Annotated in this window: 15 protein-coding genes and 1 pseudogene; 9 read left to right on the plus strand and 7 right to left on the minus strand. The window is 34.0% G+C overall.

From position 1 onward, the window contains the following. Window positions 1-543 precede the first annotated feature (543 nt). On the minus strand, window positions 544-684 hold the full coding sequence (locus SPD89_RS04145; RefSeq protein ID WP_336260690.1) for a hypothetical protein: 141 nt from the start codon (window positions 682-684) through the stop codon (window positions 544-546). Window positions 685-1,718: 1,034 nt separating this feature from the next. Between SPD89_RS04145 and SPD89_RS04150 the strand changes: the two genes are divergently transcribed. From SPD89_RS04150 to SPD89_RS22875, 3 genes are all read left to right on the plus strand, one after another. Continuing rightward, on the plus strand, window positions 1,719-2,177 hold the full coding sequence (locus SPD89_RS04150; protein WP_336260691.1) for an ArsR/SmtB family transcription factor: 459 nt from the start codon (window positions 1,719-1,721) through the stop codon (window positions 2,175-2,177). Beyond that, window positions 2,174-3,436 carry an MFS transporter gene (locus tag SPD89_RS04155; protein ID WP_336260692.1) on the plus strand — a complete coding sequence of 421 codons (1,263 nt, stop codon included), beginning with the start codon at window positions 2,174-2,176 and terminating at the stop codon, window positions 3,434-3,436. The genes SPD89_RS04150 and SPD89_RS04155 overlap by 4 nt, the downstream gene beginning before the upstream one ends. A 332-nt stretch (window positions 3,437-3,768) precedes the next feature. Continuing rightward, on the plus strand, window positions 3,769-3,903 hold the full coding sequence (locus SPD89_RS22875) for a transposase (protein ID WP_442961046.1): 135 nt from the start codon (window positions 3,769-3,771) through the stop codon (window positions 3,901-3,903). A gap of 449 nt (window positions 3,904-4,352) precedes the next feature. On the opposite strand, the gene SPD89_RS04160 is transcribed toward SPD89_RS22875, so the two are convergent. Then, complete coding sequence (locus tag SPD89_RS04160; RefSeq protein ID WP_336260693.1) at window positions 4,353-5,192, minus strand: alpha/beta fold hydrolase; 840 nt, start codon at window positions 5,190-5,192, stop codon at window positions 4,353-4,355. A 460-nt stretch (window positions 5,193-5,652) separates the two neighbouring features. Between SPD89_RS04160 and SPD89_RS04165 the strand changes: the two genes are divergently transcribed. From SPD89_RS04165 to SPD89_RS04180, 4 genes are all read left to right on the plus strand, one after another. After that, window positions 5,653-6,291 (plus strand): TetR/AcrR family transcriptional regulator, encoded by a 639-nt coding sequence (locus SPD89_RS04165; protein WP_336260694.1) that lies wholly within the window; start codon window positions 5,653-5,655, stop codon window positions 6,289-6,291. A gap of 30 nt (window positions 6,292-6,321) precedes the next feature. Then, window positions 6,322-7,026, plus strand: a complete 705-nt coding sequence (locus SPD89_RS04170; protein ID WP_336260695.1) for an ABC transporter ATP-binding protein — start codon at window positions 6,322-6,324, stop codon at window positions 7,024-7,026. Between the two features lie 13 nt (window positions 7,027-7,039). Continuing rightward, entirely contained in the window at window positions 7,040-9,355 is a 2,316-nt protein-coding gene (locus SPD89_RS04175; protein ID WP_336260696.1) for an ABC transporter permease, read from the plus strand. A gap of 571 nt (window positions 9,356-9,926) precedes the next feature. Beyond that, window positions 9,927-10,220, plus strand: a complete 294-nt coding sequence (locus SPD89_RS04180; RefSeq protein WP_336260697.1) for a helix-turn-helix domain-containing protein — start codon at window positions 9,927-9,929, stop codon at window positions 10,218-10,220. A gap of 779 nt (window positions 10,221-10,999) precedes the next feature. On the opposite strand, the pseudogene SPD89_RS04185 reads toward SPD89_RS04180, so the two are convergent. Beyond that, a pseudogene (locus SPD89_RS04185) lies at window positions 11,000-11,853 on the minus strand (Rpn family recombination-promoting nuclease/putative transposase). A 296-nt stretch (window positions 11,854-12,149) separates the two neighbouring features. Here SPD89_RS04185 and SPD89_RS04190 point away from each other — a divergent pair. Continuing rightward, the gene (locus SPD89_RS04190; protein WP_336260698.1) at window positions 12,150-12,590 is read left to right on the plus strand and encodes a hypothetical protein; all 441 of its coding nucleotides are present in this window, start codon (window positions 12,150-12,152) and stop codon (window positions 12,588-12,590) included. 103 nt (window positions 12,591-12,693) lie between these two features. After that, window positions 12,694-13,065, plus strand: coding sequence for a hypothetical protein (locus SPD89_RS04195; protein WP_336260699.1), 372 nt, complete (start codon window positions 12,694-12,696; stop codon window positions 13,063-13,065). A gap of 319 nt (window positions 13,066-13,384) precedes the next feature. Here the strand turns inward: SPD89_RS04195 and SPD89_RS04200 are convergent, their stop codons facing one another. The 4 genes from SPD89_RS04200 to SPD89_RS04215 form a co-directional block, all read right to left on the minus strand. Next, the gene (locus SPD89_RS04200; RefSeq protein WP_336260700.1) at window positions 13,385-14,668 is read right to left on the minus strand and encodes a hypothetical protein; all 1,284 of its coding nucleotides are present in this window, start codon (window positions 14,666-14,668) and stop codon (window positions 13,385-13,387) included. A gap of 23 nt (window positions 14,669-14,691) precedes the next feature. Beyond that, on the minus strand, window positions 14,692-15,051 hold the full coding sequence (locus tag SPD89_RS04205; protein WP_336260701.1) for a hypothetical protein: 360 nt from the start codon (window positions 15,049-15,051) through the stop codon (window positions 14,692-14,694). A 551-nt stretch (window positions 15,052-15,602) separates the two neighbouring features. Further along, complete coding sequence (locus tag SPD89_RS04210; RefSeq protein ID WP_336260702.1) at window positions 15,603-16,139, minus strand: shikimate kinase; 537 nt, start codon at window positions 16,137-16,139, stop codon at window positions 15,603-15,605. 114 nt (window positions 16,140-16,253) lie between these two features. Further along, window positions 16,254-16,784 (minus strand): NUDIX hydrolase, encoded by a 531-nt coding sequence (locus SPD89_RS04215; protein WP_336260703.1) that lies wholly within the window; start codon window positions 16,782-16,784, stop codon window positions 16,254-16,256. Window positions 16,785-17,523 lie beyond the last annotated feature (739 nt).

Raw genomic sequence — 17,523 nt, forward strand, 5'->3', positions numbered from 1 at the left:
CCGTATTCTAAAAAAAGACGAACTTAATATAGCTTCCGTAATCCTATTTTAAAAAGGTATGACGGCGGTTCTGGAATTTGGTACTTTCAAAACCGCCGCTTGTATCTTAATTATATATTGTTTTACTCCAACAAACAACAGTTTTTAGGTTGTATTCGTGCGTAAAGATATACGCTGTAAGTCAAAAATCAGCTCCCATTGTCACTTACCCTAAAGATAATTTGTACAGTTTTTTCGTCAATGTCAGAATCCTTTGAAATACTGATGAATGTCTATTTGCAACTCTTTATCTTTGCCAAATAATTACCTGCAACTTTGTGTCAAATCTCGCCATAATAGAGGCTGTAGAACAGACATGCTTCATGGCTTCCTCTGCGGCTTCGATCATGCCATCAGATGTATAGGCCTTTCCGTTTCTTAGCTTTGCATATAAGCATAAACGGCTAGAGCCTTCAAAAACGTGAAGGGGATTCATGCTCTTCTTTCCAGGATTAGTCGAATTATAACCAACCTCAGCGCCTTCCTGATTTCCATAGACCGTATTTACTGATGAATCAAAATCACGCGGTCTTGTTCGGATAAAACCCGTTTAGTTAACTCCTCATTTGTTTCCTTTAAGCCATGTACATCTTCGGCAGTTTCAAACCGTTGTAAGTCGTTATAATAGGTGGTATAGTCAGGCAATTTCTCCCACTTAAAAAAGCGTTTAATAGGGTTTCCTGCTCGACTTCTTCAAAATGATAGATTCTTTCTATCCCTAAAACGCGCCCTATAATAAGAGCTATCGCAACTTCAGGTAATGGAAAGATTCCACCTTGTTTACTAACGTTGAGATAATCTTCCAAATGGTCAGTCAATCGAATTTACTTTACATAATCAAGAAGAGGCAAGATTCCTCCGTAGCATGTAGCGTGTTCCAAAGTTGGTTCAATAGAAACTCTTCCAATACTAGTGGTAAATGTGTAATAATTATTCACCATAAGGTGCTCCCTTCCTTGGTTGTTTGGACTTAACCAAATCCTATTCTACCAAAGTTTGGAGCACTTTTTTATTAAATTTTTATATTGATGTTTCGAAATCTAGGATTATCAAAAGTTCTTTTCTTGGATTTATTATTATAAAAGAACAAAAATAGTTTAATGGAGGAATAAAAAAAGTTTAATAGATTTCCAAAAATTTATATTTCTAACAATATTAATCTTTTTCCGTAATCATATGGTTAGGAATAATAAATTTCACCGCACTTTGGACATTGAACATCGCAAAGGCAATTGTATAATAATCTTTCTTGTTTATTTAGCTCTTTTGATGTTCTTCAACTTTTATATCATTTAATACTCCGCCGCATTTGCAGATCATTTGATCAACTCCCTAAGCTCATTACCACAAGTCACTTAACTTTATAATCAATAAGATTTTTAAAGCTTTTCTTTAATGTATTTTATAACACAACACAAAGAATAAAAACATTATACCCTAAAGTTATGCAAGCTCTTAGTGCTTACACTCTCAACTCTGTATTGGCGGAAGTTTATGCAATTTATTTCATAATGATTGTGTGATGATGATTGACTGATTTTAAAGAGTTAAATCTTATAAAAGTAAAGAAATTAGGTAAAAGTCATTGACATTTATATTTGGAAATCATATTATATATACAAATCGATTTATAAACACAAATTGATTTGTAAGTATAAAATGAACATGAGGTGACTAAAATGGAAATTAATTGGGAGCAACAAAAAGCAATTTCCAATCCATTACGTTCAAGGTTAATCGCATTACTTTACGAACAACCAATGACGCCTAAACAAGCAGCTGATTTATTAGGAAAAAACCCGGGGACTGTTTATTACCATATTCAACAGCTTGTAAAACACGATATTTTGGAAGTTGACAGTGTAAATACTGATAAAGGAATTATAGAAAAATATTACAGATCCAAAGCTATATCATTTATAAATCCAGAGCAGGAGTTTCCGCCAGAGCATGTGGATCGGAGAATGACAAATGTTTATCTGTCTCAAAAACTTGTCAGTCAGTTAAGTAAAGATATGGAAGATCTTTTCTATAAATATGGACACTTATCCTACAAAGAAAAAGAGAATGAGGAACAATTACCCTATTCTGTAGAGTTTCTAATCAGAAAACAAAATGAGAATGAGAAAGAAAAATGAAGAAAAAATTGAAACCATTTATGAAGGAAAGGAATTTTTTAATCTTAATGACGGGTGTTTTGATCAATGGAATCGGAAGTGGTATTTACTCCGTGGCCGGGATGCTGCTTGTGTTACATTTAAGTGGGAGCGTTCTCTACTCCGGCTTTGCATTTTTCGCGATCTCATTCGCTGGTACATTGTCATTTTTAATTGCGCCACTTGCGAATTATGCTAAATATAAAAATAGTCTAGTTTACAGTAACTTGATCAAAGCATTTATTTTATTCACGATCCCGTTATTGCACTACACGCTTGGATTAGATGTTTGGTATGTCATTGGTTTGCTATTTGTCACCTCTTTATTTACGCAATATACGTACCCAATCGAATCAACCATCCTGCCGGTTATTGTAGGAGAAGAAAATGTGATTGGAGCAAACTCTTATTTACAAACGATTCGAGAAGCGATGGATATTGTATTTATTGCAGCTGCAGGTATTATCATTACATTTATTGGAACAGTTCCGGCTCTTACCATTACTGCAGTCTGTATATTGTTAGTATCGATTTCTTATGCATTTTTCAATTTTAAGCAACCAGATGAAAATAAGGATACGGAATCTGCCAAGGGTGCTTCCCGGGTTTATTTCCTGGACCTGAAAGCCGGTTTTCACTATATAAAAGGGTCATTAATTCCTAAAATGATTTTTTCTATCGTCTTTATTAATCTTGCCATGGTGATTATGACTACAAATTTACCTGCATTTTCTCTTATCAAAGGGAATGGTGTCGAGGCTGCATACGGGTTTTACATGGCTTCCATTTCATTAGGGGTGATGATTGGAACGATGATCACGCCAAGAATAAAGCAAATAAATTTTGGTAAGTTAATTATTATCGCGTTCATTGGTTCCGGTATTATGTGGATGGGTACTGCCATGTTACCGTTAATCCCGTCCATGATATTATTCAGTATCGGTGCCATCTCGATTGGAATACTAAACCTGCTTGTATTTTCATCCATACAGAAACAAGTGGAAACAGCGTTTATAGGCAGGGTAATCACCTTGTTAACGAGTGCATCAGCTTTGGGAATGCCTCTAGGTTCTCTGATTGGTGGCTTTTTAGGTGAAACATTTACACCGGTACTTGCTGTTATGATCTGCAGTGTGTCCATGATGATCTTCAGCATGTATTGGTTAAGCAGTGCTGTGTTACGTAAGTTGCCCGATATTGAAAATGTGAACCTTTTTAACAAACAAAAAGCTGAGGCGTAATGAAACATAGAGCTAGGATTTGTACAAATTTCAAATATATCAAAAGGCTTAAAAAGGGCTCCGATTTTGATTTTACATCGAGACCCTTTTTTGTGTACAAAATATTTATTTTACGTTGGATTGAAATTGTAATAATTACTAAAAAAATTTGCTTAATGTATTTTAAAATACAACATAAAAAATCAAAAGACTATATCCTTAAGATAATAAATCAAAGGAATTAGGAAGGAGATGATAATCATGAAGGAAACGAATAGCAATATTGAATCATTTTTTAACGTAAACAAGATGGATCCATTTGTCGGAATTAAACCAATCGGAAACAAAGAAAAATAAAGAAAACATGTAAACGATATACGCCCGAATTTAAGTTTCAAGTCGTGCTAGAGGTCCTAAAAGAAGAAAAGACCATGAATGAAATTGCTTCTGATCATGGGATTCACGCAACTCAAATACGACAATGGTGAAAAGCTTTTCTTGAACAGATGGCATTGGTCTTCAAAAAGAAAATAAAAAATGGATCAAATGCAGGCTGATTATAAAAATAAATCAAAATCTTTATGCCGAAGTCTGCCGTTTAACCACGCAATTGTCGTGGCTTAAAAAAATCTATCCTTAAAGAGTAGAGATGAACGCATCCATATGATTGATTGGGAGGATACAGAACTACCAATCACTACGCAAGCTAAACTACTTGGACTCAACCGAACAAGCTTGTATTATAGGCTCGTAACGCCTTCTCCTGAAAAGGTGATGCTCAAGCACAAAATTGACGAAATTTATACGAAGTATCCCTTCTACGGATCTAGGCGAATTAAAGTAGCCATAATAGGTTTTGAAATCCTCCTAAACCCTTTCCACCACAATCGTGTTCTGTTAATGGACTACGCAAAAATGAACTGAATCTTGTGATTCTTTAATTATGCCTAAAGTTATCTAATGCACTAACAAATTTATCTTTTTCTTCGATGAAAGGAAAATGATTACTCTTTTTAAAAATAACAAGAGTGGAATTTGGTAAAAGATTATGAATTTCTTCCGAAAATTCAGCAGGACATTGCACATCATATTTACCACACAATATTAAAGCTGGAACGGTTTTGTTGATTATTTTTCCCCTAACATCATAATGTCGTAATTGTGAAGTATAGGCTTTCATTCTTGTTTTACTAATCCCTACATTTTTTAATTCTTTATAATACTCGTCTATTTTATCTTTTGAATAAAGGCATAATTGAAAAAATCTTTTATTAGCCTTCTCCTTTGATTTCTTGCTAAAAAGAGGAAATGCCATTTTAAAGAAGACTTTTATAGCATCTTTTCTATATTTTCGATTTTCAACATTGAATAGGTTGTTCTTTGAATAGTTTATTTCATTTGAGGCTGCTGTTCCACATAAGATTATTTCGGATAATTTTTCTGGGTGCATATACAGATAAGTAAGACCTAAAAACCCTCCGGTCGAATGACCAGCAAATGCCCAACTGCTATATCCTAATTTTTCTCGGATACTCTCTAAGTCTTTAATTGTTTCTTCCATCGCTAATTCATTTTTTGATGTGGCTTTGGATGTGGAGCCAGCATTTTTCAGGTTTATCAGAATTACTTTGTAGTATTCACCAAGTACTCTTGAATATGGCTCATCGCCAGATAAGTACTCCTGATATAAATGAGAAATGCAAATCGGTTCTTTTCCTTTTCCACCAATAAAAAGTTCAAATTCTCCTCTATTAGTTTTAATCATTTCTCTTTTCAATTCGGTATCTCCCCCTTTCAATGACCAAGCAACACAATATTTTTATTCAATTGTTCAAGTAATCATACTAACGCCAATTATTTATTTTACAGTGAATATACGAAATACGTTTTCAACATAATGGCTCGTTAGCTGAATATGTAATGTCATATTCTCTCACATGATAGTTCGATCATACGAGATACAACCTCTTTATAAATTGTAGCATTTAAACCCTAATAGTTCGATTAAACAGGTCTAGTAATACCTCTTTAGCTCCGCCCGTATTAAAGTGATAAAAGTATGATTTGTTTTCATTCTCGTTCCCCTCCTACAAAAACAAAAGTACTCTTTAGCAATCAAATATTATAAAGAAATGAGGTAAGGAATCATGGTGTTGACTAAATCAGCAAGAAAGTGATACAATTATAAAAACCGACCGACGGTTTGTTTTATTGGTCTAGATTGGAGGATTGATATTATGAAACAACAGGAAAAAACCAAAAAATCAAAAGAAAAGATATTAAGCGCAGCAATAAAATTGTTTTCTGAACAAGGATATGATGCTACTTCTTTACAAGACATTACGAAAAAAACACAAATGTCTAAAGGAGCAATATATCATCACTTCAAGGGTAAACAAGACATTTTACAAGCTCTTACAGAAGAAGCGCATAACTGTGTCAGAGATTATTTTGAGGAAGTAAAGAATAACCATGCACTCTCTACTAAGGAAAAAATTCTAAAAATCATAAGTTACTTTGGGAATAATTCAATTCAAAATAACTTAATTGAAAATAGATGGGTTGAAAAAGTTCCCTATGCCTTATTAGATACATTACGATGTTCAATGGAAAATCTTTCTCCGATTCTTGCAGAAATTTTTCAGCAAGGAATTGAAAAAAAAGAAATAAAGTGTGATCATCCAACTTTTGCAGCAGAAGTAATTTTAATACTTGCAGATGTCTGGTTAGATCCTATCTTATTTAAATGGCAATTAGAAGAACTCGAATTACGTTCAGATTATGTATTTGGTATTATTAATCAATTAGTTCCTGGCCTGATTAATGAAGAAGACATAAAGCTCATGAAGATTACAATTCATAAGCTTTCTAAATAATTTTATTTAAGTTGAATATGGAGGATGAACATGAATAATATTATAAAATTTGAAAATGTTTTTAAAAGATATGTGTCAGGAGATACTGAGATATTAGCATTAAATGATGTAAGTTTTCGTATTGATAAAGGAGAATTTGTAATTATTCTTGGGGCAAGTGGAGCTGGAAAAACTACCATACTGAATCTTCTTGGAGGAATGGACTTTGTTTCCGAAGGTTCAATTTTTGTTGAAAATGAGGAAATTAATAAATATATCGAAAAAGAATTAACGTTTTTTCGCAGGAATAAAATTGGATTTGTTTTTCAGTTCTATAATTTGATTCCCAATTTAAATGCATTAGAGAATGTAGAGTTTGCCAGTTCTTATAATAAAGATAAGTTTGATGCAAAAGAAATACTATCAAGAGTTGGTTTAGGAGAACGGCTCCATAATTTCCCAACTCAATTATCAGGTGGAGAGCAGCAAAGGGTCGCTATTGCAAGAGCGGTTGCCAAAAATCCAACTTTGTTATTGTGTGATGAACCGACAGGGGCTCTTGATTATAAAACTGGTAAAGAAGTATTGAAGCTTTTATCACAAGTGAACCAAGAGTATGACAAGACAGTGATTGTTATTACACATAATATAGCCCTTGCAGACATGGCCGATAAGGTAATCAAGATAAAGAGTGGAGAAGTAGAAGAAATATATATGAATCATCATAAGAAAGATATTGATGATATTGAATGGTAGGTGATCAAAAGTTATGAAGTTTTTAATTAAAAAATTCAGGAAAGATATTTTAGAAAATATTGGTCAATTTACGGCAATCTCCCTTGTAATTTCTATTGGAATTGCATTCTTTGTCGGTCTTACTTACTCTTACGATACAATCAATGAATCTATCAATGATTATTATCAAGAAGCGAATCTAGCTGATATTTCTGTTTCCTTCTTAGACGTAAGTAAAGACGATATTGATACCATTAAGGAATTTGAAGAGGTGGAAGATGTACAAGGAAGATTCCTCCTTGAAGGAAGAGTATCTTCAGATGACACGATTACCATGCAGTCTTATTCTAGTAATAATTCCATGAATATTCCCACTTTAATAGATGGAGATTATCCTAAAACAGATGATCAAATCATTTTAGATAGTGAATATGTGTCCAACAATAATATTAAAATTGGAGATCTTATAACCGTAAGTATTGGAAATGATCAGGTTGATTATGAGCTTACTGTTTCGGGTGTTTTTAAAAGTGCAGAATATATTTACTATACGGATGATAATACAATACCTGTTCCAAATCATACTAGTTATGCGGTAGGGATAGTAGAGGATAATTTTTTTGAAAAACTTGGGATTAACTATACGCAAGCTCTGATTAATTTATCGAGCAACGCTGACGATAGTGAACTTATTGACAAAATCGATTCCGAATTTTCAACGTATCTTCAGTCAACTGCCAAAGAACAAAATGTAAGTTATCAAATGGTAGCCAATAAATTAGAATCTGTAAAAAATTTAAGTGTTATTTTACCCATTGTTTTTATTGCCTTAGCTGCTGTTATAACATCTATAAGTATGTCCAGACAAATTGAAAACCAACGTGAACAAATTTCCGTGATGAGAGCATTTGGAATTTCAAAATTTGATATCCGTGTTAGTTTTCTGCAATATCCTTTATTTACAGCTTTAATAGGTACGATAGTAGGAACCATAATAGGTGTAGTTTTATTTCCCAAAATATTAATTTCTACACTCTCTGTTTTATTTGTATTCCCTTCTTTAAGTTCAGTAACATACATTCATTTGTCCATTATTGGCTTTCTAGTAGCTTTGATTGCAGGTGCTATTGCAACAAGAATGTCATGTAGAAAAATTTTAAAAGAAATTCCAGCGCAAGGTATGCGACCTTTACCGCCTAGAAAAGCAAAAAACTCTATTGTGGAAAGAAATCAATTAATATGGAATAAGATACCTTATGCGTATAGAATAATTTTCAGAAACATTTCTATGAATAAAAAAAGATTCTGGTTAAGTTCTATAGGTATTATATTTTGTGTGAGTATTATGATCGCTTCTATTGGAATAAAATATGCTTTTAATCATATTGTGGACACCGAATTTGATTTATATCGAAGTTATGATGTTACTGCCACTTTAAATGAGCCTTCCTTTGAAGATAAAAATTTTAAGAATAAGGATACTGTAGAAATTGCCGATTTATTTAGCGTATCTCCAGTAACTTATAACAACGAAAATACAGTCTTAAACATTGTCAATAAAGATACACAATCTAACCATTTATATAATAGAAATGGAGAAGAAATTACAATAAATGATAGCGGTATATATGTCTCAGAAAAATTTGCTGAAGAAAACTCTATTGGAAAAAAAGATACGATTGAACTCGGCTTTAACTCTCCTGTCATAGAAAATAAAGATATTGAAGTAGAGATATTAGATGTATATAAAAGTTATACAAATCAAGGATTCTACGGAACATTTGAATTACTAGACAAACATGATATTAATTACCCAGTTATGAGTGTTCATTTAACGACAAGTGATGACGCGGAAAGTTTAAAAGAAGAGTTGGATGATGATCCACAGTTCTCCCATGTTACGGTAAAAGATACACAAAAAAATGAATATCTAAATGCTTCCAGCTCCATCGATTCCCTAGTTCTTATCATGATCGCTGCCTCTATATTACTAGCATTTACAGTGATTTATAATATTAGTTCCATTAATATTTTTGAAAAAAGAAGGGATATTGCCACGGAGAAAGTACTTGGATTAACTTTAAAAGAAATAAATCGGGTTATCTTTGTTGAAAACATCTTTCTAGTTGCATTTTCATCCATATTTGGAATACTGCTAAGCTACCCAATGTATATTATTCTATGTGAGTTTATCGCTTCAGACGAAATGGCTTTCCCGCATTCACTCAATTTAATGAGTATACCTATAGCGATTCTACTTACATTGGTTTCAACTTTAATTACCAATAGTTTCTTAAAACGAAAGGTTAAAAGAATCGACATGGTTGAATCGTTAAAAGGGGTAGAATAGTTTTTCTTTACAAAATAATATTATCAGTTTACTCAACTGACTTAGTTCAGTTGAGTTTATTATCTTTCATAAATTTTTTCGAAAAATCGGCTTTCCTTTGGCATTTCATAAAAAATCTTGTTGAAGGTTATGAAACTCACATTTCGCATGTAAAAAAATAATAAATAATCATATTTAAAGGAATAAGACTATAATTACATTTTATCTAGGGACCATAAAAATGGAAAATCAAATTCTAACACTTGATGTGGGTTCATCACAATTAATGCCAGATAATGGTTTTTTTATTGCCGTATTGGCAGTATCTTTTATTGTATGAAATACATAACAGGAACTGAAAAACGAACAATTAACACAGTAGGAACGAAAAAAAGCTACATACCCCTGATATTCCAATCGATGTTCCGTATACAAAAGTTGGGAACTCAATATGAATTTCCTCCCTCTGGATGGAGTTGTAACAGACGGTTTCTCAACAATAGATACCTCAATAACCGCCGCTAAAACAATGAATGGGGTATAGTATCGGGCACGACAACAAGTTGAGATTATCAAACAGATTAAAAAGAAGATGACCGAACAACTTGAACAGAGATGTACAATTGATGAACTAGCAAGACAATTTTGTATCAGTCCCACTGCACTAAAAACCACTTTCAAAGGAGTATACGGGGTTTCCATTGGGGCATATATGAAAAATTATCGTATCAAGAAAGCGGCTTCTATGTTACTTAAGACTCAAGAAAGTATCGGAGATGTCGCTTCGACAGTGGGATATAAAAGTCAGAGTAAATTCGGAGCTGCTTTTAAAGAGATGTATAAAATTAGTCCTCTCGAATACCGAAGTAAATATGGAAAAAAATAAAATATAATGAACGAAAAAGCTCATGTAAGCATCTTTCAGGCGTTAGCCAACTTGTCCGTTTACAGGCGGGTCTCTCAATCATTGTGAATACTTGAGCTAAAAAGTCGCGATTATCAATTAACCTAGGCATATGCATCGGACTATTAACCTTCTGAATTGAATACCGCTCTAAACTATCACCGGTTAAAACTGGTGAGTTTTTACATAAATGCGGGCGACTAAAATCACTGCTCAGTATAAACTCCTGTTCAAAGAACTTAAGCTAAAGCGTACTCCGATAGTAACATCACATTTTTCAATCCAGAGTCTTCATTCTCATCTGCATTGAATATAGATGTTTTTATTTCCTACGTTGCCAGGCTAACCTTGAGATAAAAATATTCCCTTGCCTGAAAAAGCTTCCACCAATACTTTTTCATCCGTGTTGGAAATTCATCTTACAACAATATTGATGACCTTCTCTCTAGGTACATCATAGTTTTACTTGGGGACATATCCGGCAGACTGGGCACCAAAAATGGATACTTACTTAAATTTCCTCACAGGATATGCCCGGACCTTCCGTTTTTGACTCTATTTAGAGTTATAAATCCATCATACTCTTTCGTCCCCTTTCACAATGTTGTCTCTTTGATCGATCATTGTTTGAAAAAATTTAGGCGATGCCTGCAGCTCTGATTCATTTTGATTACAAATGAATCAAAATAGAGTAAAAGATATTAGTATGCATCCTTCTAACATGTTCACAAAAGCTCTACAAAACTATTTAGTTCACACAATTACCTTTTCAGCTCTTTCTTAATTTGTGCAATTTCCTCAGCAGATAGCTCCGTCACTTCTATTACTTGCTCCTCATCCATGTTTAGGAGAAACAGCTTTTTTGCCATTTCACGAGCTTTATTTAGCTCGCCTATTTCCTTCCCTATTTCTTTGCCTCTTTCCTCACCTTCATGTCTCAACTGTTCTGCAATGGACATCATTCGTTCTCCTCCTTTAGTTGTCAATCGTTCTTTTATTGTTTCGACAGATACATCATCACGAGTACTTAATATATAGATGAATAATGTATCCAAAAATGATACATCATATTCACTTAACATCCGTTCAATTGAGGCTAATGTCGAAAGAAATGTTTCTAATTCTCTAACAAAAATATGTCTCGATAACTCTAGATATGCCCTTAGTTTCGGATTCCCTTCCACTTTCTCCTGGCCTTCGAATGACAGATCGAAAAGGATAAAATCAAAGTCTGGAACATAACGCTGCATGTGCGGTATAAAGTTATCATAACCTGTAATCCAATTTCCAATCGTTTTCACATCAGTCCATCTTCGCTTTCCATGATAAAACACGAGTGGGATAATGATCGGTACTGCTTTTGCTTTTTCTTTCGTTAGTTCTCGACTCCAAATTTGCTGCATATAGTCTAAAAGTTGAAAAGCAATATCCTTCTCTTGAAAGCTTTTGTGCTCAAAAAGAAAGTAAAGATATCCTTCTTCATCGCCAATATTAACACTAAATAACAAATCAGAATAAACGTCCTTTAACTCTTCTTGAATGAAGCTATCTTTGAGGGGTGTTAGTGAGTCACATCTATTATACCCAAAATCTCTTCAGGTAAATAGTGCTGCATAAAATCAGTAGTGACATCGAGGTCGCCAAACGTTTCTTTAAAAAGCTTGTCATGAGGATTGTTCACTTTTCCCAGTTTTTTCACCTTCAATTCAGAATAGTTAATAAAGATAGTATAACATGCATTAGAGTTGAAAATCGAGTAAATAAAATAAGCTTCACAAAGGTCATAATTTTGGGTTATAACTTTGTGAAACTTATTTATCCTTAATTATTAAATTTTATTTCAAAGCCACAAGTAATCAATTCGAACTTTTGCTATAATAAATGTAATATACGGAAGGAATGAATCTGTAAATGAGAAATATACAAAAGCCAATGTTCTTATTTGGCATCAGTTGTCTATTAATGGGACTTTTAGTTGCTCCTTTTACTTTCTTTTTCATTCGAGCTCTAGACCCAGTGGAAATAGCTACATTTCAAGCAGGTGAAGAATTTCAGGTAGCAGGTAGAGCGAGCTATACGACTTATCGAACCTCTGATGAAACAACTTCATGTCAAGAACAAGACGGAAAGGATATCGAATTATTTCAAGAGCGTGATCCGGATATTGCCTTTACCAGCGATGACTTCTTACTTCGGGTAAACGTCATCTGCAACTCCGAGATTACAGCCTTCGAAGAAACATCACCAACAGCATTACGTTTAACAAGCGGTTTATTCATTGCATCACCTGTATTTATTGGAGCTGGTATATGGTTTATTAGAAGAAATAAAAAAGCTAAAGATTCCAATTGAGCTCTGGTCCATCATGCATGGCCCCTCCCTCTATAACGGCGGCAATGGAATAGGTGTTTCATTTTCCAGATTAAAAATGAACAGGTAAAGGAATGAAGTGAATATGAGCAGAAAGCTTGAAGTTATACTGATCTTGGTCGGAATGGCGGCACATATCGTATTGTATCTAAGTGATTTTTCATATAACATGATAGACGCGAATTATCCAGAGCAGTCAAACGAACTTGGACGAGGAATCAACGTTATCCTAATTGTTGTTAGTGTAACCATCATCAATGTGATTGTTGGAGCCGTCTCTCTCTTACTATTTAGAAAAAATAAAAGACCAAAAGCAGCAAGTGCGATTCTACTGATCTTTGCTATGATTACCACGATTCTTACTTACGGCAGTAGTTTCTTAGCGAATATTTTTTATTTAATTGCAGGAGTGATGGGGGTCGTACGAGGGTCTAAAACGCACAAAACGCCGTTGTGAACATGCAACAATATGGACATGACAAAAAACGTATTTACCATTGTTATAAAGTCACCGACTTACTTCCGGCAAATCACAGAGGAATACACTAATACCGTTTTTGGATTAAGCATATTACTGATTGTCCCTTACAAATAAAAGGTTTTATAATGTGACTTTGATTGTTTATCATAAACAGCTCTGCTTAGACCTCTTTCAATGAAAGGGGTGCTTGTGTGACATCCTCTCGCTATTAAAATGGCAAGCTTCCAGAATGAAAGTGCGGAGAGATTGGCTCGCTAACATGGAGAAAAATAAAATACACCCCTATCATTTACCTTTAATTCAAATCATTAAACTCCGCTTTAAAAGCTCTTTTTCTAGAATGTACTTTTTTATAATGTTCTATCAACTTCGCTTTCCCATTCACATCTCCATTTGACTCTATTGCCTCACCAAATGCTGCAATCAACACAGCTGGCTTGTAATAACTATGGCGATACCCGCCGCCAACAACGGCTTCTGTGCGTTTATCTATTTCTTTTTGCAGCCACGAACTGTACTTCTCAAATTGCTCATCCGTGATGATTACTTTTTCTTTCCAAAATAAAAAGCGTTCTGTAAAACTTTTTTCCTCATCCTTATATCTCAATCTTATTGCTATATTATCGAGCAGCTTATTTCCAGCTGTCGCCAGTTGATTATTTTTGTTCAGAACCAAAACAAAAAGAGGCACCATAACACCTTTAAAATGCGAGCTCCAGCCTAATTCCGTTTTATCCTTTTTGCACACATTCATCATCTCATCAAATTCTTGATTGAAAAAACGAATTCCCTTTTTAAGTTCTTTAGAAGCGGTATTCATTCGTAACTGTTCATTATTACGTTCATGGTAGGGTGTTTCTGTATTTTCCGGCAAAGTACCCACAAACATTGCTGCCTGTTTCGTTATCTCCCCATATGCCGGCAGTTCAAATAAGCGTAAATAATGACTCAGCGTAGATTCAGCATAAAAAGCAGCTTCATAGCATTCCTTCATCGTTTCTCTGTTTTCCAATTGAATCGCTGCCTTAGCAGCAAGGTCTGCAATCTGTCCGCGAACTACCAGTTTCTTAGGCAACAGACGAATTGCCTCTAGTCCCACTTTTTCACACTCTGAAAATGCTGCTTCACTAAGTAAACATTCACATGCATTTTTATACAAAACGGGATGTCTTTTTGAAACAGATCTGGCTATTTCCACTAGACGATCGACTCCCCCTTGATAAATACAAGCTTCAGTCAACAGTCGAGCTGCCAAATCACCATCTTTATTTTTCAAATATGAAATCCATTCTTCCATAAACGCAGAAATCCCATTTAATTCTTCCGGTCCAACGATAAACATTTCTTCCAGTCTCGTATTCTCCATCACATCCCATGATACAAAATACCGATACAGCATATTTGCTCTTTCTTTCCTTTTAGATGTCTGGTATGCTGCATACATAAAATGAAGAATACTATCTTTTATATCCAAATCAACTAAGTCTTCAGCAACAAGTTCCTCTAATTCCAGTTCAAAGTCATCGCCGCCTTCGACATCAACTACCCCAAACTCCATGCTGCATAAATGTTCATACAATTCCTGCGACAGCCTGTACTGTTTTAAATATAGCAAATCTTTTGCAATCTGAAATGCTTTGAAAGCTCTTTTCCTACTCCAAAAACATCTGAGTACTCATTTATCCACTCTCCATAATGACCTTCCCCATATGCTTCGTAACCAATACATTCTATATAAATATCTCGGTTTTTTATTTTTTTACACCATGCTTCTATCTCATTCATTGCAGAATGTGATAGATAATTTGTTTGCGTTTCAGTATTCATTAAAGTATCTAAAAATGTCTGACGCTTGTTTTCATGAGTTTTTCTAGCTGCATCACGAATCCAGTCATTCTTTTCCTCTTCAGACATTCTAGATAGATTATCATTAACCTGCTTCATAAAATCTCTATAGTTCATTATGATTTCCTTCCCCGTCAAAAAAAAATTTAAGATATTCATTATTTGAGCCGAACAAGCTCCATACAAATATTTGCTTTCAATCTAATTCCAGATTAGGAATTGTATCAATCGAAATAGTATCACCTTTTATAAAGACTCCTTTAAATGTGTATTATTCAGCACTTAAAAGATATATTTCCACCGATTCATTAACCGGATCAACAAGCCAATATTCCTTTACACCAGTCATTTACAGTTATCGTAGCATAGTCAGAATGAATCCCTCTATCCCTGTCTTTAATAAATACTTGCACCATCGAAATCATAGTAAAAAATACAAACATAACAACATACCCTGGAACAATGGACTGATGATTTCTTGATTTACTGCCTCATCGGTACCTGCTGTACCGTAGTTAGACCACGGATTTATAACTTAAATGTGTTTTGGCAGACTTATTTAATCGTTTAATATTATTTTTCCTTAGCAGTTAGTTTAATAGTCTCTGTATATGACTATTGACATTCTTTTTCGACTAATCCGCCTTTCCAGTCAGAACACAAACTTTTTATGCTAAAAGTAGTGCCTCTAAATCATCTACCGCCTCGGAAGCGCTTTTTCCATCAATACGATATTGATAGGTTGCCCTACTATATGTTCTTCCGAAGTATTCTATATCAAGAGAAATTTCTCTTAAATAATACCTTTTACTTTCTTCGGACAGTTCCACTTCAATTGGATTTGAATGATCATCATAAAACCTTATACGCTGCAATATGTTTTTTGCCCTGTCTTTTAAAACGACCGTTACCAGACTGTCATCCTGTTTAATAATTCTCCAATAAAAATCCATCAATCCGCTTGGTGGCATGGCTATAATAAAGTTATCTTCATTCTCTTCAAGAATTTTGGATAGAACAACTCTTACCTCCTTTCTATAGTTATATTCTGTTAAAAATTCTCTTTTTAGAAATGAAATCGGATGGTTAAAATAATTCTCAATTTCATAATCAAAGTCAAAAAACGTATAGCCCACTTTGTCGGCAAGCATTTTTCCTATAGTCGATTTTCCTACACAGGATACACCAGTAAGCACAATTTTCACCGTTTTCCCCTCCAGACCTCTTTTGATACCGTTCCTTAGTTAAAAAAACAATAAAGTCGTTTAAATCTAAAGTTTTCCCTCCACAATCGTTTGTCCGATTCTTTTATAAATGATTTACCGATATTTTTTTGGGTTGTGTGATCCCATGTTGTTTCTCATATCAAATAATAATGCAATTAACGACTCATGATAAGGAATAAATATACCTTCTGAAATCATATTGATGATGTCATTCTTCGATGCCCACTTTACCTGTTTTACTTCTTCAGTCGGTAGTGATAGATTTGAGATGTTTAAATCAGTTTTAATAAGATAGTAATCATCAAATCCATTTTCAAAGTTAACAGTTAGAGAAGGACGCCTATTTCGAAGGTTAAGTGTATAACCAATTTCTTCTTTCACTTCTCTTTCTGCAGCTTGTTGACTGGTTTCACCTGTTATAGCGCTACCTCCTACAGTAATGTCCCACATGTTCTTCCAATCTTCCTTATCTGGTTGTCGCTGTTGAATCAGCATATCTCCAAGTTGATTAAATAGACACACGTGAATCACTAAATGATAAGCACCTTGTTCGAATGTATCCCCACGATTCATTTGCTTGTACGTCAGGTTTCTGTCTTTGTCGTAAATATCCCACGTCTCCATACCCCCACTCCTTAATACTATCTTGTATGTTCCGACTTTGACGAATTGGGTTACCCCCATAAACTGATTCAATTCAGAAGGGCGCACTCTTATTCCACAATTAGGCTATTAATGGAATTAGCGATTCAAAGTTTTTTAAACAACTTTATTGTAACTTAAACGACTTTATTTGTAATTAAAGAACTATATTGTTACTCAACAAAATTTGTAGGATTAAAATAAAGATTGATCAAAACGGATTATTCCCTTATGAATAACAAAGGGAGTTAAAAACATTAGGTGATCTGTTCATAGGGAGTCTCTGGCACGAGGGATACCCTTTTTTATCCAAAAAATATGGCTCGTTTGTAGAATTGTCACAATCCATTATCAACGTAATTGTATCAAAACTTAAAATTATCGATCTTTATTTCAAATGATCAATCTTTATTATATATTATCAAACTCTATTTCAAAGCTACATTTTGTGGACTCGGAATAAAGTTTGAACAAAAATATATCTTAGCCTGAATTATTCATAGCTTCATGCCATATCCTTCATTAGTGCCGTTATAACGGCTTTCTTACTCATTAACACTAATCACCTGAAAGGTGAGAGTAAAATACATGAAAAGGAGTCTTACCTTTGGTAATGTTGTAAGTGATTAAACAAAAACATTCCAAGGAGACCCCTTCTATGACAAGTGTAAACGAAAAATCTATGAAATTCAATAAACGTGTGAAAGTAAATTTTGACGGC

Origin of the sequence: Pseudogracilibacillus sp. SO30301A (assembly GCF_037072025.1) — a bacterium.
In the GTDB taxonomy this organism is placed as follows: domain Bacteria; phylum Bacillota; class Bacilli; order Bacillales; family Amphibacillaceae; genus Pseudogracilibacillus.